Source organism: Enterococcus sp. AZ062 (assembly GCF_051715065.1).
Lineage (GTDB): Bacteria > Bacillota > Bacilli > Lactobacillales > Enterococcaceae > Enterococcus_B > Enterococcus_B mundtii.
Genome location: NZ_JBIOTB010000001.1, coordinates 3,161,499 through 3,181,637, shown reverse-complemented (window position 1 = coordinate 3,181,637; position 20,139 = coordinate 3,161,499). Strand labels below are relative to the sequence as shown.

Below are 20,139 nucleotides of genomic sequence, written 5' to 3'. Positions count from 1 at the left end.
GCTGTCTTAAAATAACTGATCTTATACGAAAAGAATTGTGCGTATACGACGAAGATCAACCTTATTCGGCGTATTTTATTTTGACCAGTTGAAAATCAAGTATGATAAACTAGTCAAAAAAATTTTAGGAGGTACAAAAATGGCAGGAGTAATTGCAGTCACACCCGAACAACTGAAGTCACAAGCACAGGTTTATTCACAAGCAGCCTCTCAGATCCAAGAGGCGATCCGTAAAGTAAACTCAATGAACCAACAAATCAGTCAACAGTGGAAAGGACAAGCATTTCAAGCTTATTTGGAACAATACAACCAGTTAGAAGGTAATGTCCGTCAAATGGAAGAACTTCTTGAGAGCATCAATCAGCAGTTGAACAAGTATGCTGATACGGTTGCAGAACGCGATCGTCAAGATGCAGGTTCGTTTGGATTTTAACTTGATTTCAAACAGAAGTCAGTTAGGTTTTCTTAAACGAATCACATGTGCAACAACACACAATGTGCAACAGAGCATCTCAGCTATAGCCTAAAAAGAGGATATGACAGAAGTGCACATCGCCATGATATAAGCGTCAAAATCCGAAATCAGCTAGCTATTTTTGGATTTTGACGCTTATTTTTAAAGGTAGAAATACAGGAAAGTCACTTCTGACCCCATGCTCTTTTAGAAGGAGGAGAACAACTTGAAAAACCATTTGAAGCAAAAGCAGCCATTTATCCTTGCGGTCATCGCAAGTTTATCTTTGCTTCTTTTCTTTGCGTATATCGGCTTTAAAGAAAAGAGTATCATCACGAGCACCGCCAGCCCGACGACAAAAATGCAATATGTTTTGGTGAATGAGGATCGAGGAGCAGATTTTGAAGGTCAGCAGTACTTGTTAGGAACCGATTTTGTGACACTGATCAATAAAGATTCCACCAATCGTTGGGAAACGACTACGCGTAATATTGCAACAACAGGACTAGAGAACGGCCAATTCGATGCAAAAATCATTATTCCCCAAGATTTTTCGGAAAAACTATTATCTTTACAAAGCATCAATCCAGAAAAAGCGGTCATCGAATATCAAGTGCGGGAGGGACAAAATGAAATAACCAACCAAATGATCGAAGAACAAGTGAATCAGATTTTAACAAACTTCAATCAGCGTGTTGTGCAAATGTATTTTTCCAGTATTGTAGGAAATCTCTCTGAAGCGCAGCAAAACGTGAATAAAATGACGAATACACATAGCAATTATCAGCAAAATCTAGAAAATAGTATCTATCAGCCATTCCAAAATATTCCAGACAACTATGCGAGTGTATTAGACTCAACTAGTATTTTAGATACAACAAATAGTGCATTCAAGGCACAGCAACAAGCCTTTGTCGATTCGGTACAATCTCTTTTGGAGCGCAATAATTCAAGTTTAGAAGAGACCTACAAAGAGACAGAAAATGTTCAGGAGACAATTGTTGATTATACAAAAGAAGCGAATGAAAAAATCACTGAAGCAATCAATCAATTCAATCAACAAGTCACCTTACAAAAAAATCAATTAACCACTCAGTGGGAGAACGCAACAGTTGACTATAGAAATCAATACGACTTGTTCAATGATGCAATTTCAGCTCAGTTTAGCAATTTTTATACTCAAAATGAACAAAATAGTTTCGGTATCTATTGGGATTTCTTAACCCAGGCAACGGCGTTTCAAACCAATCAACAAACACGCATTGAAGAGATCCAACAACAAATTACTGAGTTGGAGAGTCAGGTAGCACAGCTAGAACGCTTAAAAGGTCAAATTGCCAATGCGTATTATAATGATCCGACAAGTACACCTGTAACTGCGACAGAAGATCAAGTTAAAAATGCGATTATCAAATTGATGACAAATCAAAGTAATGGACCCAAATTAGATGGGGCATATCAATCAGTTATCGAGGAGACTTTGCCCCAGATCTCGGTGGATAGTTTAGCTCAATTATTAACTGAATTACAAAATCAAGCAGTGATCAGTCAGGATCAGGCCGCTATTTTCAATGATGAGCTAGCGATTGTTACACGTTATGCCCACGATTTTGACCGACCAATCGGAAGTGAAGCTTCTTTTGCTTATCTTGAACCGAAAGCGCAACATGATGCAACGATTTCTTTACCCACCACCAATCAACAGATGTCAATTGAGTTAAAACAAGACACGGTCCTCTCGATACAAACAGAAGAAGAGCAGCAAGGGATGCTCTTTTTTGATCCAACATATGATGTTACAGAAATGGAAAATCAATTGAATCAGTTACTGGCACCCTACAACTATGAAACAGCGATCCGAGTAGATACAGATTATTCATTAACAATCGTACAACCTTGGACGATTGAACCGGAGGAGGAAACGGAAGAAGAAACGGAAGAAGAGCACCAGCGTATAGAATATCCTTCGCTACCAGATAAATTGAACTTTGAAGTAAGCATTCCTTTAAAGTGGCAGTTGACTCCAGAACAACAGACTACTTCATACAATCAAGTGTTTTACACATGGATAATCAATGGACACGTACAACAAACGAGGGAATTCTCAGTCTATCTTCCGATGGATCAGCCATTGATCGACGATGTGCCACAAATCTTGGCACAGTTTCAACTATTAAGTACGACTGCGCAACAAATTGTCACGCTATTTGGTGCACCGCACCATTCTATAACGATACCCGCATACCGACAGATGATCGATCAACCAGAAAATACGGGGAGATCTCTTATTGAATTAGCTGATTCTCGTTCAATCTACTGGCTATATAACAATCTTCAGGAAAGTGACAAACCTTCGATGATCAGCGAACAACTGTATCAGGAATACAAAAAAACAGGGGATCAGTTGTATAGCGATACCGAGAATCAAATCATTGCATTACAAGCAGTCATTGGTTCTCCAGGGACTAGAGAACCTGAAAAACTAAAACCAACCTTGTACGGTACCTTGCAACTAATGACATTGCCACAAACATTTATGGAAGAAGCGGACAAATTAAACCACTGGTTCGCCTCTGCGAATCAACAAATCCATGCAGTATACGACAGTTGGCAGCAAACGGCACAAACAGAAGCGGAATCCGTCATCTCAGAAGAAAATCCACATCCCAAAGAAAATGAATACGCCCTGATTGAAGCTCAAACAGCCAGTCTGATCCAAACGATGCAAGGATTGATGGCAAGTTCAAAAGCAGCAGCTGAAGTTACCGGTCAATCTGCGGCAGAAGTAGCTGATATCACACCTACGATCGATCAGCTAAAAGAATCGACCATCGAAGTACAAGAGAATGCTACCACTATTTTAAGTAATCTAAGTACCTCTCTTGATGAATCGGCACAGACTGTTTCTGAAAATCAAACATATGCCGAATCATTTAGTGAAGTCCTTTCGAATACAAGGAATGGAGGGGCAGATAATCCCCAGGTCTTTAATTTTCTAGCAAGTCCGATTTTAGGACAAGGAAGCTTTGGTCAAACAAGACAAAGCTCACTGACTCCTTACTACGTGACATTGATTGGAGGCTTTATGATTCTGTTAGTATCCTTTCAATTATCTAGCGTGATGAAAAAACGTGTAGTGACTTCTGTCGATTTGTTAGTCACACCGAACCGTATATGGAAAAACGTGCCTAATATGGTGGCGGTACTCAGCGTAACGTTAGTTCTGTCACTTATTTACAGCGTTTTAACGACCACAGTATCAGGAGCCGCCCATTCTTTTGTTTGGTTCGTTTATGCATTTTTAGTCTTTGCTAGTGGTCAATTGATTCTTTTAGGGTTCATGCGCCAATTCAAAAAAATCACGTTGTATTTATGTGGTGGGATTTTTGGCTTGTTCTTCATGTTGACTCCTTTGTTGGGCGTAGCAATCAAAAATGGCTCGTTGACAGAATGGCTCTATCGTCTATCACCTTTACAGAATATTCAAAACGGTTTTACTGTGTTGATGAATGAGGGTCTCATCGGTTGGGGAAGTTATCTATTGCTCGTTCTATTCCTGATATTTGGAGTGATATTGAATTTTATTGTCCGGCCAGAAGAGAAGAAAGAACGGTCAAATGAATAAACGGAGGTATAAAATGGTTCAGAAAAAAATAGGGGGGCTTTTCTTTTTGTTGGTAGTTTCACTATTTTTAAGTCACCCGAATGTCACAGTTTTGGCAAGTACACTCACTATCAATAACCATGTGATCTACCAAGAAAGGGAAGGCATCGAAGATCATGAAACAACATTTATAGTACACGATTTATTTTTAGAAGATAAAACAAAATTAGACCAAGAACGTGTCCAACAACAAAGACAACAGATTTCCACTGCTCAGAACCTCGTCTTTGTGTCGGAAGCAACTTCACAGCCACAGGTCTTTGAACAAACAATTACACCCCAATTATTCAAAGAAGGGCAAATGTCTGTAGGACATCAGTCGTCAGCTAACCCCAATCACACAGCTATCCAGGGAAGGATTGTTTTGTGGATCTTACTTCTACTAGGAAGTATTTTACTGACTATTGGAGGCAATTATCTTGGTAAAAAGTTTTCACAGCAGAAATACAAAAATGATTAAAGGACTGTTGTAGTTGGAAAAAAATCAAGCAATTGGGATAAGTTTACAAGTCAAAGAAGAAATCATTGACTTACAGATCCCGATCCAAGTAACGATTACACGATTAAAAGAATTATTAAAGGAATCTTTCATACAAAATGGTTCGTCCTTGCCAGATGCGTTCGACTTAGTGGTATTAAATAAACCGATCCGCTTAAAGGAAGAGGCATATGTGGCAGATTATCCATTAAGTGAAGGCGATCATTTACTGATCCATGAATCTCAACAAAAATCGGAGGAACGAACGTGACCCACATAAAAGATATTTCTGAAACGATCATGATTGAGACATCAACTGATGCTGTCAAAGTGACACTGAATGCTAAGCAATACCAACTCGATCGTTTAGAACAGTATCAACTATTCTTAACACAGAAAAAGCACTTACTCTCTGGACAGATCGTAGAATCTTCAGAGGAAAAACTCGTCATTCAATACCAGAAAAGTAAACAAATCTATTCTTTGCAAGAGTACCTTAAACGAACAGAACTTTTTCAACGATTATTACTTGCACAAAAAATCAATTTCTTATCCGAGTTTTTGAGTAGCCCAATCCAGCCTTTCATCCATCCAGCCAATCTATTTCTATTTGGAGAAGAAATCATCATAGCACATAGAGGTTTTGCGCATTCAATTATTCCTTATGAAATAACCGAAGAAGAATTTTTGAAGCAATATCGTGCATTGATCCTGACAATTTTACATCCTAAGTTCGATTATGAGCAACTGATTGAAGGAAATGGCACATTGAAGGACGAGTTTTCTAAACGAATCCAAAGAGCAAACAGTGTCGCAGAAATCGACCGCATGATTGGCGAACAAGTCGTACAGCAGAAAACGAAACGTGCATCAGAAATTCAAATGGTGAACAAAAAAAGCTATTTTATGTTTAAGTGGGGCACGCTTTTATTAAGCATTTCAACAATAGGTTTAGCGCTTACGACAGGCATCTATGCGTTTGATAAACTTCCCGCACAAGAACGGATCAGTTCTGCTGAAACGCAATATATTGCTAATAATTACGCTGGTGTTTTAACCACATTAAAAGATGATAAACCCGAAGATCTCCCTTCTGGCGCTCAATATGTTGCTGCAGTCAGCGCTGTACAGCTGGATAATTTGTCGAATGAGCAAAAGACAGCGATCTTAAATAATATTTCCCAAAAATCAAATGAGAATACGTTGCTTTACTGGATCTATATCGGACGGGGAAATTTTGATCGATCACTAGATATCGCACAAAACCTCGGCGATCATCAATACATTTTACATGCCTATACCAAACTATACGATGCGACGCGAGCAAACAACAAAATGAGTGGTCAGAAGAAGCAAGAGTTATTAACGAGTTATGAGGAAGAAATCAATAAGTACCTAGAAATCTTAGAAAGCGAGACGGATAGTAATGAAGCAAACTAAGCCAATTTCAATAACTGATCAAATCCAACATTCCGTTTCAGTTCTTTATGACCTTTTTTACTTTGGTTCGACGTTTATTCATAAACAAATAACAGAAAAAAATAATCAAGTAATACTGGACAATCAAACGCTTTACTGTGAAGACGGACAGCTTTTTTGTGGAGGAGAAGTAGTCAAGGATGAAAAGTTTCTCCTCGTTCATCATGAAAATTTGAAAACGGTGATCGTCAATAAGCCAAGGGAAAGCGTCTATCTATCAAATGCACAAGATTCGGCAATCCGTATTGATTCGGATGCCTTGATTTTTATTAATCGTAATAATACTGATGACTATCAAGTAAAAATCTATCCTAGTAAAGCCAAGATTTATTACAATCACCAACGTGTAGAAAAAGGTGTATTTCCATTTTCTGTAGGCGATCAATTGATCATTGATTATCTCATGATTGAGATGCGCGAGAAACAATTAAAGATCTCAGATTTAAAAAATCAGCTACAGTTGGACCCCTGGCAGTTGCTCGAAGAACCCTACATTCCCGAGTATCCAGAAAATTTTCCAGCATTTAGGCGTAGTCCAAGAATCCATTTAAAAGAGCCAAAAGAAAAAATAGAGATCCAATCACCTAAGCAGAAATCTAATGAAGGGAAGAATGAGTGGTTGAAAACCATCGTTCCACCGTTAGGTATGGTTGTTTTGAGCGGAGCTACAAGTTTTTTGAGCGGAGGCAATCCAGTTATGTTGATCAGTATGGGAGGCGCTAGTTTACTTACAACCGGTTTTTCTGTATCGAGTTATTTTACAAACAAAAAAGAAATCAACAGAAAAAATCACATGAGAGAAGAGCATTTCCGTCAGTATATGATCAAAAAAAAGTCAGAGCTTACTGTCTTACAGCAAACACAAAAAACAGCATTAGAATATATGAATCCCGCACTGAATGAATTAGCATTGATGGCTAAAGATTATCATGCGAGGATTTATGAACGCATGACAGTGAACGAAGATTTTTTGACTGTCCGCTTAGGAATCGGCGAAATCAATGCTAGTTTTCAAACAAACTTCCAGCCGGTAGAAGAGGATGAACTGAGTAATGAAGCGTTTGAGCATCTTAATAGCCCCTACAAACAACTTGGAGATGCCCCGATCATCGTTTCACTTTTGGAACAGACGGTTGGCTTAGCAGGAACACCTAGTATTTTGCGAACAGCATTACAACTCCTATTATTTCAGTTATGTGTGTTGCATTCTTATCGAGACGTCGAATTCATTACACTGATCCCGTCGGAAGAGTACGAACAACATTGGCGAGAATGGCGTTGGTTACCTCATAATAAAATCCGTTCTTTAAATCTAAGAGGAATGGTGCATACCCCCCAAAGTCGAGACATGATCTTGAATTCTTTTTATCAAATAGTGGCAAAAAGAAAACAACAAGCACGTGAAGCGGGTAATGAAAAGGTACACTTTCAGCCACAGTATGTTTTTTCGATTTTGGATGAAAGTTGGTTGGCAGGTCATGGATTGAACGAGTTTTTAGCCGAAAACTTAGGAGACTATGGAATTACGGTCATTTGGGGAAAAGAAACGTTGAATATGTTGCCCGAAACAACGACTACTTTAATTGAATATCAAAGCAATGAGGCAGCAACGTTGATCAATCAGAACAATGAATATGTGAACCAGCGTTTTATTCCCAATCATTTGCCGACAACCTATCCAATCGAAAAAGCCATTCGGCGTTTGGCGAATCTCCATCATGTGGAAGTAGAGAAAAATGCCGTACCTGACAGCTTGAGTCTATTGGAACAATATGAGGTCAAGACAGTTGAAGAACTAGCGATTTCAAATCGCTGGGCTACTGCTGAACCTAATAAATCGATTCGCTCATTAATCGGTTGGCGTGGAAAAAAAGATTTGGCTTATTGGGATCTACATGAACGAGTCCATGGACCACACGCCTTAGTTGGTGGTACGACTGGTTCAGGGAAATCTGAATTTTTAACGACTTATTTGATCGGCTTAGCAATCAATTTTTCGCCCGAAGATATCGGCATGTTGATTATTGACTGGAAAGGTGGCGGAATAGCCAATACCTTAGATCATTTGCCCCATTTTATGGGTGCAATCACTAATTTGGATGGTGCTGGAACTGCGCGAGCCTTAGCAAGCATCAAAGCAGAGCTAGCGAAACGTCAAAGAGAGTTTGCCAAATATGGCGTAAATAATATCAACGGCTACATGACCTTGTATAAACAAAGAAAGACTCCAAAACCAGACGTTGTTTATCCGCAAAAACCTTTGCCTCATTTGATTTTAGTTTCGGATGAATTTGCGGAGCTTAAAGCCAATGTTCCAGAATTCTTAGATGAGCTCACTTCTGTTGCCCGAATCGGACGTTCATTAGGTGTCCATTTGATTTTAGCCACCCAAAAACCTTCTGGGGTAGTCAATGATCAGATCGAAGCCAATAGTACGAGTAAAATTGCCTTGAAAATGGCGAGTGTCCAAGACTCGAATGAGTTACTCAAAACGCCAGATGCCGCACAAATCACGAATCCTGGACGAGGCTATTTGAAAGTTGGCGAAAATGAGGTGTATGAATTATTTCAAAGTGGTTATGCGGGGGTTCCATATGATCCAGAACAATTGATCGAAGAAGTGATCGATGAACGGGTATTCAAAATCAATGAATTGGGCCAGTTAGAATTGCTTTATGATCCAGATATCGAAATCATTCAAGGAAAAGATACACGAGATTTGCCAACACAATTAGAAGCAGTGATTGATAAGATCAAGACAACCTTTGCCGATTCTACCTACAAATTGCCGGATAAGCCGTGGCTACCGAACTTAGATAAGCAGATTATGACGCCAAAAATAAAACAGTCAGAAGTTCGTAATCTAGCTATCCCATTTGGTTGTTTAGATATTCCTTCTGAACAAAAACAAATGAATTATACCTTCAATCTCGAAGAAGCGAGTCACACATTGATCGTAGCTAGTCCAGGCTATGGGAAGTCAACAGTGTTGCAAACACTTGTAATGAACCTTGCCCGTCAAAATACTCCTGCAACGATTCAGTTTCATTTAATCGATTTTGGGAATAATGGCTTATTAGTACTCAAGGAATTACCCCATATTGCGGATATAGCGACTTTGGAAGAAGATGAAAAACTGCAAAAAATGCTTGATCGCATCGAAAAATTATTGGCAGAGCGCAAAAATTTGTTCAAGCAAGCTGGTGTCGCGAATCTAACGCAATACGAAACAAGAACAAGAGAAAAATTGCCGATCTTAGGAATCATTCTTGATAGTTATGATGGCCTGAGCTTGGAAGATAAGCGCAAAGATAGAATCGACGAAGTGCTTCTTCAATTACTAAGAGATGGGGCCAGTTTGGGTATCTTTCTTGTGATGACCACGAATCGTGCAGGAAGTATTCGGACGAACATGATGAGCAATATTGCCACTAAGATCACGCTATATTTAAACGATGAAAATGAAATAAACATGGTCATGGGCAGAAATGCTTTGTCACCTGAAGCAATCAATGGGCGCGGACAAGTCTTACTTTCTACGCCAACTACCATTCAGGTTTATCTGCCGATTAATGGGAAAAATGATGCTGAATTACTCCAAAATCTGGAAGAAGAAATTATAGAAATCAATCAAGCTTGGACAGGCGAACGCCCAGATAAAATTCCAATGGTACCAGAAAACCTAACGCAAAAAAGTTTTGCTTCTTACCTTGAACAAGACGACCACACACTGTATTTGGGATTAAACAAAGCCACTTCTTCAGTAGAATCATTCGACTTGTTCCAGCGAATGAGATTAGGGATCTTTTTCAAATCCAATAAGCAACTTCGTGCGATGATGCCTTGGCTACTTCAACAAATTTGTCAAGAAAGACAAGAAGAAGTGGTGTTGATCGATGCAAATGGAACACTCGAACCAGCAAAGCCGAAAGTTTCACTATACTTGGACCGTTCATGCCTCACGGAAGAACCAACAGCTCTAAAAACGGCTCTAGAAGCTCTCTTAACAAATGAAACTGGCAAGAGGATCATCATTATCAATGGTATTGCAGACTTGATCGATAAATTAACATTGAACCCTGAGGAAGTTACCGCTCTGCTAAGTGGCGGAAACGACCATTTACAATTTGTTTTTCTCGATCATATGACGAAAGTGGGCAATACCTTTGGCGGAATCACTATGTTCGTAAAAGAAAATATCGACCATATTTTATTTGGTGGAAGCTTACAAAATCAATTATTTATTGAAAATCTTTCTTATCAAGAAAAAAACGCAATAGTTGCTAAAAACGTCCTACACAGTTTGAAGGATGAACAATTGGAAGCTTTGGTGTTTCCTACGGAGGAAGAAGCATGAGAGAAGAAATGATCACACCTTTTTTGCCACTAGGCAGTATCTTAAGACTGGTAGGGACAGAGGATGACCAACTGCTCTATTTTGTCGTTGCTCGTGCCATCGCCAAAAATGAAGAAGAAAAAGTGATATCGAGATATCGAGTAGCCCCTCATCCGTTTGGCGATGTGCCAAGCCAAGAAGTCTTTTCTATCCATGCGGATCAAATCACAGAAGTGTTATTCGAAGGCTTCCAAAACCAAGCTGATGAAGAATTTTTAGACGATTTATTGAGACAACTTAAGGATGCGCCAACTAGACCACTACTCGTGCAAGAGGAGCAACCTGTACCGATTGTAGAAACCATAAAAATTAATGAAGAAGAGAGATTAAAAGAAGACCCATTCTATCAATTCAGATAAGGAGAAAATAGATGACGAAAATCGCTTCTCAGGAATCAACTGCAACAGCAGCCGTATCAGGAATAAAAAATGTTTCTGTTAGTAGTAGCAAAACAAGTTCTTTAAGCAAGAGCACGATCAGCAGTATGAAAACAGGCGTAGAGGTCAGTAACAACCTACTCACCGATATTTCAAATCTAGTTACTTGTGTCAATGAACAGGCAAACAAATTTCCCCAGCTTGCTCAAGCAATCGCAGTCAGAGACAGTCAATCAAGATTCAAGTAAGGAGTCAGTATGGAAAAGGAAGAGTTGCTCGCTGAATATGATCGTAAAATCAGCAACAATGAACAACGATTGGAGCGTCTGAGTAAAGAAAAACAGCAGTTAAAACAATGTATGCATTATTTAGAGATGGATATGCGAAAAAGCTTTCGAGAAATCCAACAATTCACAGAAGAATTAGTATCTCAAGGAAGCCAAGTTGCTCGTTGGGAGCAAAATGAGAATGAAGGGAAATCAACTTACTTCACGCAGTTGGTAGAAACCCAACAGCATCAACTAGATCAAGAATACTTAAAAGGTTTGATAAAACTTGAAGAAGAACGTACGGAACTTCAGAAAGAAAGGAATAAACGATGGGACTAATCTATTCAGCCACAGAGTCTTCTAATTTAATGAGCAATCTGACCACTAATTTATCGCTTGCTCGTACAACGATCACCCAACTACGAACAGGTAGTCAACAAGTTGTTCAAGCGGTTGATGGCAAAAAACTCTCCGGAGCGGCTTATCAAGCCGGTAAAGGATTGTTTTCTGAGTTGATCATACCTACGATCAATCGGGTAAACACTGCGGTACAAGGGATTCAGTCAGACTTGAATCTTTACTCTTCCGCACATCAAATGATTGCCAGTGAAGAATACTTGGACGAAGAGAATTTAAGCGGACAGATTCGTGCCAAAACATTCGCTAAACAATCGATCGATAACCACGCGCAGACGGTTAGGCAGATCGCTAATACAAGCATATTACCAGGTATTACAGAAATGCTCAGTGATTTTCATCGAAACTTGATGCGAATGGCGGACAGCCTGCAAGAAGATATCTACAAGTTGCAACGCAAACAACAAAAACTGCATGCCTTTAACACCCAAACCAGTGGACTGTTCAATAACAGTCTGCTGGAATTGAAACTCGCCATGCAAAGCGTATTAGTCTTGAATCAAACAACCATCAAGACAGACGGTAGTTATGTATTGCCGAAAGGAGTGGATGGGAGTTGGTTTGAGAAGTACAAACCAAACGGACAAGCATTGTTAGAAGAATCTTCAAACAATGCTTACTTAGAACTGTATGCGGAGATCGAAAAATTGGTCCAACCCCTGAAAGATGGGAAAACCGATACAATCAGACGACTTGAAATGTTGCTCAGCAATTATCCTGATGCATTGGTAAACAAGTTGGCATCCAACGATGAATTTTTGATGCTTGCTAATCATCTACCATCAGGTATGAAAAATAAATTATTTAGCGGTCTTGCAAAATATGAAATGTTCGGTAAAGCTGTTGCTCAAGGAAAATGGATTCCTAAAATCGATACGATAGGCAAGGCATATCAACATTTCACTAAATTTACCTCTCCTGTAAAAACCTACGTCAGTGAAGGCTTAAAGAACTCCCGCTTTATACAAGGAGCTAAAAATTGGGGTGTTGCCAAAGGATTAGGAACGGCAGGACAAGTAGCTACTTACGCGCAATTAGGCGTCACTTTCGCCGCCAATGCTGTGAATGAATATGGAAAAACAGGAAGTGTTGGTAAAGGAATAATAGGTGGTGGAATAGAGATGGTGAAGAGTATTGGACCGTTAGAGGGAATGACGATTGGTAGTGCAATAGGAGGGGCTATTGGTACCGCAATTCCTATTCCGTTTTTGGGAACAGTTTCGGGAGCTGTAGGAGGTGCACTAATTGGTGGAGCTATAGGTGGAATAAACAAGTTAGTGCAATTTGTTAAACCAGATATCTATGATAGTGCAAAAGATGGAGCTTATAGTTTGCACGATAAGGCGTCTGAAGCTATAAGTGATGTCACAAAAAAGATGGGGAAATCAGTGACACAAAATATAAGCACAGTAAAACGTGTGTTCAGTAATATTCAGGTAGTGGGAAAATCAATAGGAAAGGTGCTATCTTCAGTAAAACTATTAGGGGTTAGCGTTAATGGATAAAAATAATGAAGCAGCTATTCAATGCAACATTCGAGGAAAGTTTAAATTTATGTGATGATACATTTGTTACTTTTATGAATAAAGATGTTAATCAATTGCCGGATCCAACAGGCGGTAAGGTAGTTGCTAGAGTGATAGGAGTACTATTGCTTGTCTTTTTAATCGGAATCAATTATTTGATCGCCGTAATATCCACGAAAATTAGTAAAGGAGAACTAGGACCCAGTACAGTTCCTACACCAGAGATCAATTTTTTACCAATGTGGTCGTTTTATTTATTATTTTGTATCTGGCTAATTTTAGTTTTCATTTTTAGGGATAAAGGGGAGTATTACCTTACAAGAATAAGAGGTCAATTCAACTTAAACTTATATATCATTTGGTTAGTGATAGAGATGAATCTTTTATTCATAACTGTATTTTTTAACCCCCTTACCATTTTAGGTATGTTGTTCGTGCTAGGCTCAATCGGGCTAGTAGGCTATGTCGTGTTTAGGAGTAAAAAACGTACGATTGAATATGTGTTATATGAAGTTGAGAGAAAAAAAGACAGGGTAGATATACTGGTAGATAACGTAATGAAATTAGCAATGAAATATGGCTGGATGGTTGTGATTATCGTCATGATATGGAAGTTCATATTTCCAAATAGTGATGAAGTACGAACAGATTTTGTTGGATTCATAGGTATGTTAGGTATGTGGATAGCTATGGATATTGCAATAATTTTTGCAGAAGCCTATCTATATTTCCCCTATCTATTACAGGGGTATTATAAGCAAAAATACACAGAACAATACCGCAATTGGGAAAAGAAGAGTCAGCTAGAATGGTACGGAGAGAAGCATTTTAATAAGCACATCAAAGGAACTGATAGAGAAGAAACAACAAAAACACAAGGAGTAGATATTTAAAAATTAGAAGAGATTAACTCTAATTGGTGAAGAATATGAAAAAATTATTCAATGCGACGTTTGAACAAAGCTTAAACTTGTTGGATGATCGTTTAGTCGATTATATGATAAAAGATACTGAAAAAAGAGGATTATATAATGGGAAAAAGCGTTTTTTATTAATATCTATATCAATAATTTTAATAATGGCACAATATGGTTTTGTTAAATTTACTGAATTAGGGATGAAAGATCCTGATAGAAATAGCCTTGTTCCTGAACCAGATATAAATTTTTTGACAGAAAGTTTTTTTTGGATATTTCTTTTTATGTATTTATTTATCTGGTTATATACAAGATATAAAAATAAGAATAATAGTAGTACAAGAATTTTTATTACAATGAACACCTGTAACAATTACATTATTTGGTTAATACTGACAGTAAATTTATTTTTTATTACTATGTTTCTGAAACTATTAACTTCTATTGGGATGATAATCGTTTTGATTTTATTAACCATAGTAGGTTATATCGTTATTAGAAGTAAATGTAATTCCTTAAATATAAAAATGCTTAATATAAAAGATAAAGAAAAAAATAAAGTCGATGATTTTATAGAAAAAATCATTCAAATGGTACTGAATTACGGCTGGATAGTGGTCATAATAGTTATAATTTGGAATTTTATTTTTCCAGATGGAGATACACCTCGAACAGATATGGTAGGTTTTATAAATATTTTAGTGATGTGGTTAGCGTTTGATATAGGATTTATGATCGCCGAAGCCTATCTATTCTTCCCGTATCTATTACACGGTTATTATAAACACAAATACTCAGAAGAATACCGCAATTTTGAAGGGAAAACACAATTAGAATGGTACGGAGAGAAATATTTTAACAAACATATCAAAGGAACTGACAAGGAGGAAATATATAATGAATGAGGGGAAAAAGTTATTACCATTAGGAAGTGTCGTGTTGCTTGAGGAAGGGTTACAAAAATTAGTCATCGTTGGAAGAGGTGCTGTATATACAGATCAACAGTCGAAAAAAGATACGTTTGCAGACTATATGGCAGTGCTTTACCCCTCAGGATTAAATCCTGAAACAACGATTTTTTTTGATCATGGAAATATCGATAAAGTTGTTTTTGAAGGATATAGTGATGAAGAAGAAGTGAGATTTTTAGATATCTATAGCAAGTGGGAGACTGACGTGAAGCAAGCAACCAGTAAACCAGCCCAATCAATTCCGGTTGGATTTGATTGACAGATGAACCGGCATGTTATTTAAAAGTGGTTGAAATGCTTTTTCTTTTTTAGGAAAATATAGGAAATCAACGAATTTATTTATAAGCGTCTATACAAAAAGCCGAATCAACAAGCAATGCTATTGATTCGGCTTTTCGAAATAATGACTGTGAATAGGGTCGCTATCGCTAGATTATTTATATGTTTTTTCTAACTTTTTTAGTTCTTCTAGCATTGCTTTTCTGCGCGGGTACTTTTCTTTTAGTTCTTTGATCAGTAATTGAACAGAGATCGTGCTACTAGGGAGGGTGGCCATTTCGGCGATCAGCAAAGCCATTTTATGATACCGTAAACGTGTAGTCGTCTCAGCAGCCATCCGGCGTAATTCATATTCATATTTTTGAAGGAGTGCTTCTGGGAACTGCTTTCTTAAGAAAGAAAAATAGCGGCTGGCTTCTTCCAGTCCAGGTGACTTGAGAACATAATCCAACAATAGATCGTATCGTCTTTCTTTCGAATAGAACAATCCAACGTCTGTACGATACTTTAATTTTTCAAATAAGTTTTCTCGTACTTCTTCCCACTGATCAATCGAATATGTTTTTTTCAATTGATGAATCAAATTCATATCGACGGTCTCTCCTTCTAATAGGAGATGTAAAATTTGTTCCGCATAAAGCTCTTTTTTTCCTAACTTATGATAGAGGTTTTTTAATGCATAGCGATGCAAGGTGACCATATCAGAAGAGTGTTGATCTAATACAATACTTTCATTCAAAACAGTAATTGCTTCTTCATAAGCTCTCTTTTGCATCAGATAGTCGATATATTGTGAACGTATAGTTGGAGATTGCCAGCTTTCACGTGCACGTTGATGAATTTGGTTGTCTGTATAATTCAAATTTTCCATTTGGCGAATGGATAGCAGTCGTTTGTTTTTATAGTTTAAGTGTCCGTTATTTTCAGATGTTTGATTAAGTTTTTGCTGATCCTGATCAGAGAACTGTTCGGGGAATTCTTCATGTAAAATTTGTTGGATATAAAAACTAGACTGGCTTGCGTTATTTATTTTAGCTGAAAGTTTAGAATATATTCGTTGTTTTTCTTGCTCAGACGCATGTCTAAGTAATTTTTTCCATAGAGAGTAACATTGATGCATGATAAGGCTGATATCATTTTCTACATTATGTACCTTTGCTAAGTCAAAGTGTTCAACTATTCTGTTCATTAATTCGAATGCATGAAGGATCTGCTTTTTTGCGATGGATGTATCAATAAGACTGTTTAAAAATTCAGACAGTTCTTTATTGATGTTTTGAAGTGTACGATCATGAATATTGCTTCCAGAATAATGGGTATGTTTTTCTAAAATAACAATCATTTTATCGTAATCGTCCATATTTTTGATTGCAGTATGTTCTTGGAATCGTTGAGCTAGTTCTTGGTTCTCTTTTAAAATAATTAATAGAAAGTCTTGAATATCTTGCTCATTTGCATATGAAATCAACTTGACCAGTTCATTTGCTTTTCTCTGCTCTTTTTCTTGTTCATATTTGAACAAGGTAGCCACGACATGAGGACAATGACCTGTGTCTTCGTGGGAGCAACTGCAAGACAGACCATAGAATTGGTTGTCATCTGTTAACTGGATAAGTATGTCATACTCCTTCTTGTTTTCTTCTGTGACTTTTGCGATGATTTTTTCTTGTGTAAACAAACATCCATGAACGCGTTTTTCAATAAACATTTCATAGCCATGATCTAAATCAGATTCCCAAAAATCGTTTTTCCAATCTTTCATAAAATTTCCTCCTTTAGTTATCTTCATAGTTTAATTTTACCGAATAAATAAAAAGAAAACAGCAATTTTTTTCCAGTACGAAGATTATTTAATCTATTATAAAAGTAATAATAATATAAAACTGTTATTTTAATTTTTAGATAACTAAAAGTGACTCTGATTTACATCAAACTAAAGAAATTTTTCCACGAGCGGCTGGTTTTCTGGACGTTTCTCTTTTTCTGATAATGCAATCTGTTTAATGAGTCCATCTAAAGTGATTACTGCCATTTCTTCTTCCACTTTTTTTTGTAATCGAGAATAAGTTGCAGCCAAGACTTCTTGGATATTAGCGCCTACCACGCAATTCGGATTTGTTTTTGGATCTACTTGGATCAAATTTGTGTTGCCTTCAATACTTCGATAAATTTCCAATAAATTGATATTTTCGGGAGCTTTCGCAAGTACGGGTGTTGGTTTCCCACTTGTTGTATGGATAAGATCTGCTTTTTTTAATTGACTCATGATTTTTCGAACATTTGTTGGATTCGTTTCAATGCTACTTGCAATCATGTCGCTTGAAAGTAAATCAGTTCCTTGAAATATGTGGATATAAGCTAAGATGTGGATCGCATCGCTTAATTGTAGAGAATATTTCATTAAAATCCATCCTTTCAACTTGATTTCTTGACTTATCTTAGCATACTCTTTATGATAATGGTGTATTTTAAAAATGTACAGCTATATGGACAAAAATAATCAATCAATAGGGAGTGGGAATATGACTTATTTAGTAACAGGAGCAACTGGAGGATTTGGACACTACGCTTTAGAAGAATTAAAGAAGCTGGTTCCATTGGAGGAAATCTATGTCCTTGCTCGTAATGAAGAAAAGGCACAGAAATTAATTGAAGCAGGTCTTCAAGTTCGCATCGGCGATTATGCTGATCGCGAGACGATGGTACAGGCGCTACAAGGCATCGATCGTCTATTATTTGTATCAGGTGTACCGGGAAACCGACAAGCTGAACATCAACATGTTGTAGAAGCAGCAAAAGAAACAGGGGTTTCTTTTATTGCCTATACTAGTTTTGCGGATGCAGATCATTCGACTAGTATCCTGGCTCCAGACCATCAATTTACAGAAAAAATCATCAAAGAATCGGGTATTAAACATACCTTTTTACGAAATAACTGGTACTTAGAAAATGAGATGCCATTGATTGGAGTAGCATTGAAAACTGGTCAGTTTGTTTATGCAGCTGGCGAAGGGAAAACCGGTTGGGCGTTAAAGAGAGAGTATGCAGAAGTAGCTGCAAAAGTGTTAGCAGGAATGGATTATCCTGAGGTCTTAGAATTATCTGGAAAACCAATCACCTATCAAGCCTTGGCAGAACAAGTGGCTAAAGTAAGTGGGAAATCTTTAGACATCCTTTCATTGGCTCCAGATGAATTTACAGACAAACTAACAGCGTCGGGATTTTCTCAAGGTGGCGCAGAAATGACGACCGCAATCCAAAATGATATTCGCAATAATCAGTTAGATGTAACTTCTGATGATTTTGCAAAAGTATTAGGACGCGAATTGACTTCGATAGAGGATGGGTTAAGGGAGTTAGGTATCTAAATTAAGGACTAGTTTTTTCTACCAAATTTAATAGGAATGTTACTCTTAGAGCACGCGTACGGGTTTGGAAATAGCAGATGTATTTCTAAGCTATGCCGGCAAGCCTCTAAGATTTTTTATTTTTTGATTTGAGCCAATAATCATCGACTTCAAAAATAGAAAGTTACAAAATGGCATAAAGACTCCTCTAAATCTTAAGAATTTATATACTGAAAAATGTTGAAATCTATGTATAATTAAAAAGTGTATGATGTTTAAAGAGAGTGTATATTTCTGTTATCATATGCAACACATTAAATTATTTTATTTTTAAGAATAAAGGAGAAGTAATGAAAGCAAAAAATTTATTATTTAGTGCAATTGTTCTGAGTAGTCTTGTGACTACCAACCTTACTGTACTTGCAGAAGAAGTAGGGACAAATAATTCTGTTGAAACCACCGTTTCGACACAAGCAGACGATGTGACAGAACAGCCTACGGAAAATGTGGAACAAACTGAATCTATTACGAATCCTCTGACAAATGGGGAAGAACTAACACACACACATCAAGCGGATTTATCACAATTTGAAAATCCTGGCATAGCAGCATTTTCAGCACGTGCTTCTTCAAATGCGCAACAAGCGTTCATTGATAGCATTGCTGCAAGTGCACAGACCTTAGCAAGCGCGAATGACTTATATGCTTCAGTTATGATCGCTCAAGCGATTGTTGAAAGTGGCTGGGGGAAAAGTACGCTAGCTTCGGCACCTAACTACAATTTATTTGGAATAAAGGGAAGTTATAATGGGCAATCCGTAACAATGCCAACTTCTGAGTTTGTAAATGGGCAATGGATCACTGTAAATGCCGCTTTTCGTAAATATCCTTCGTACGCAGAATCTTTACAGGATAATGTAACTGTTCTTAAAACAACTTCGTTCCAATCGGGTGTGTATTATTACTCAGGTGCTTGGAAAAGTAATACCTCTTCGTATAAAGATGCCACAGCATGGTTAACAGGGCGTTACGCGACAGCACCAAACTATGGTTCAACATTGAATAGTATTATTGAAACCTATAATTTGACACAATATGATACGCCAAACTCTAGTTCTTCACCGATGTATCGCTTATATAATAAAAGTACAGGGCAACATTTGTACACATTAAATGCGGGAGAGAAAAACTATTTATCAACAGTTGGTTGGAAATACGAAGGAATTGCATGGCAAGCACCAAATAGTGGTCAACCGGTGTATCGTCTGTATAATCCAAATAATGGGGATCATCATTATACAATGGCTCAGTCAGAAATCAACTTCCTTACACCACTAGGCTGGAGATATGAAGGGCTAAGTTTTTATTCTGGAGGTTCTAAACCAATTTATCGACTATTTAACCCAAATGAAACTATCGGAACACATCATTACACATTAAGTTCAGTAGAAAGAGATTCTTTGACACCATTAGGTTGGAGATATGAAGGAATCGGCTTTTACGCGAATTAATAAATAAAAAATATCTACTTGGCATTTTCAAATAATGTCAGGTAGATATTTTTT

Annotated in this window: 17 protein-coding genes; 15 read left to right on the top strand and 2 right to left on the bottom strand. The window is 37.5% G+C overall.

Annotated features, from left to right (window positions below):
* Positions 1-139 precede the first annotated feature (139 nt).
* The 13 genes from IGJ00_RS14730 (at position 140) to IGJ00_RS14670 (ending at position 15,207) form a co-directional block, all read left to right on the top strand.
* Positions 140-433, top strand: a complete 294-nt coding sequence (locus IGJ00_RS14730) for a WXG100 family type VII secretion target (protein WP_019722716.1) — start codon at positions 140-142, stop codon at positions 431-433.
* Positions 434-680: 247 nt separating this feature from the next.
* The gene (gene esaA, locus IGJ00_RS14725; protein ID WP_142433079.1) at positions 681-4,079 is read left to right on the top strand and encodes a type VII secretion protein EsaA; all 3,399 of its coding nucleotides are present in this window, start codon (positions 681-683) and stop codon (positions 4,077-4,079) included.
* Between the two features lie 13 nt (positions 4,080-4,092).
* The gene (locus IGJ00_RS14720) at positions 4,093-4,578 is read left to right on the top strand and encodes a hypothetical protein (RefSeq protein WP_142433078.1); all 486 of its coding nucleotides are present in this window, start codon (positions 4,093-4,095) and stop codon (positions 4,576-4,578) included.
* Positions 4,579-4,591: 13 nt separating this feature from the next.
* Positions 4,592-4,867, top strand: coding sequence for a type VII secretion protein, YukD family (locus tag IGJ00_RS14715; RefSeq protein WP_142433077.1), 276 nt, complete (start codon positions 4,592-4,594; stop codon positions 4,865-4,867).
* Positions 4,864-6,036, top strand: coding sequence for a type VII secretion protein EssB (gene essB, locus IGJ00_RS14710; RefSeq protein ID WP_086335481.1), 1,173 nt, complete (start codon positions 4,864-4,866; stop codon positions 6,034-6,036). The genes IGJ00_RS14715 and essB overlap by 4 nt, the downstream gene beginning before the upstream one ends.
* Entirely contained in the window at positions 6,023-10,432 is a 4,410-nt protein-coding gene (gene essC, locus IGJ00_RS14705) for a type VII secretion protein EssC (protein WP_142433076.1), read from the top strand. Before essB ends, essC begins: the two co-directional genes overlap by 14 nt.
* The gene (locus IGJ00_RS14700) at positions 10,429-10,830 is read left to right on the top strand and encodes a DUF4176 domain-containing protein (protein ID WP_108173512.1); all 402 of its coding nucleotides are present in this window, start codon (positions 10,429-10,431) and stop codon (positions 10,828-10,830) included. The genes essC and IGJ00_RS14700 overlap by 4 nt, the downstream gene beginning before the upstream one ends.
* Before the next feature lie 11 nt (positions 10,831-10,841).
* The gene (locus IGJ00_RS14695) at positions 10,842-11,096 is read left to right on the top strand and encodes a hypothetical protein (RefSeq protein WP_071866513.1); all 255 of its coding nucleotides are present in this window, start codon (positions 10,842-10,844) and stop codon (positions 11,094-11,096) included.
* 9 nt (positions 11,097-11,105) lie between these two features.
* Complete coding sequence (locus IGJ00_RS14690) at positions 11,106-11,456, top strand: hypothetical protein (RefSeq protein WP_142433074.1); 351 nt, start codon at positions 11,106-11,108, stop codon at positions 11,454-11,456.
* Complete coding sequence (locus tag IGJ00_RS14685) at positions 11,447-13,039, top strand: hypothetical protein (RefSeq protein WP_375148286.1); 1,593 nt, start codon at positions 11,447-11,449, stop codon at positions 13,037-13,039. Before IGJ00_RS14690 ends, IGJ00_RS14685 begins: the two co-directional genes overlap by 10 nt.
* A 5-nt stretch (positions 13,040-13,044) precedes the next feature.
* Positions 13,045-13,953 carry a hypothetical protein gene (locus tag IGJ00_RS14680; RefSeq protein WP_071866516.1) on the top strand — a complete coding sequence of 303 codons (909 nt, stop codon included), beginning with the start codon at positions 13,045-13,047 and terminating at the stop codon, positions 13,951-13,953.
* Between the two features lie 35 nt (positions 13,954-13,988).
* A complete protein-coding gene (locus tag IGJ00_RS14675; RefSeq protein WP_142433072.1) occupies positions 13,989-14,882 on the top strand; it encodes a DUF4176 domain-containing protein in 894 nt (297 codons plus the stop codon).
* Positions 14,875-15,207, top strand: coding sequence for a DUF4176 domain-containing protein (locus IGJ00_RS14670; RefSeq protein WP_071866518.1), 333 nt, complete (start codon positions 14,875-14,877; stop codon positions 15,205-15,207). Before IGJ00_RS14675 ends, IGJ00_RS14670 begins: the two co-directional genes overlap by 8 nt.
* Before the next feature lie 174 nt (positions 15,208-15,381).
* On the opposite strand, the gene IGJ00_RS14665 is transcribed toward IGJ00_RS14670, so the two are convergent.
* Together IGJ00_RS14665 and IGJ00_RS14660 are read right to left on the bottom strand one after the other, a co-directional pair.
* On the bottom strand, positions 15,382-16,989 hold the full coding sequence (locus IGJ00_RS14665) for an SWIM zinc finger family protein (RefSeq protein ID WP_142433071.1): 1,608 nt from the start codon (positions 16,987-16,989) through the stop codon (positions 15,382-15,384).
* A gap of 171 nt (positions 16,990-17,160) precedes the next feature.
* Positions 17,161-17,628: an Rrf2 family transcriptional regulator gene (locus IGJ00_RS14660; RefSeq protein WP_019723027.1), complete on the bottom strand. Its 468-nt coding sequence runs from the start codon at positions 17,626-17,628 to the stop codon at positions 17,161-17,163.
* 121 nt (positions 17,629-17,749) lie between these two features.
* On the opposite strand from IGJ00_RS14660, the gene IGJ00_RS14655 reads away from it, so the two are divergent.
* Both IGJ00_RS14655 and IGJ00_RS14650 read left to right on the top strand, forming a co-directional pair.
* Complete coding sequence (locus IGJ00_RS14655) at positions 17,750-18,595, top strand: SDR family oxidoreductase (RefSeq protein WP_142433070.1); 846 nt, start codon at positions 17,750-17,752, stop codon at positions 18,593-18,595.
* A 329-nt stretch (positions 18,596-18,924) separates the two neighbouring features.
* Complete coding sequence (locus IGJ00_RS14650; protein ID WP_010734052.1) at positions 18,925-20,085, top strand: glycoside hydrolase family 73 protein; 1,161 nt, start codon at positions 18,925-18,927, stop codon at positions 20,083-20,085.
* Positions 20,086-20,139: the final 54 nt, after the last annotated feature.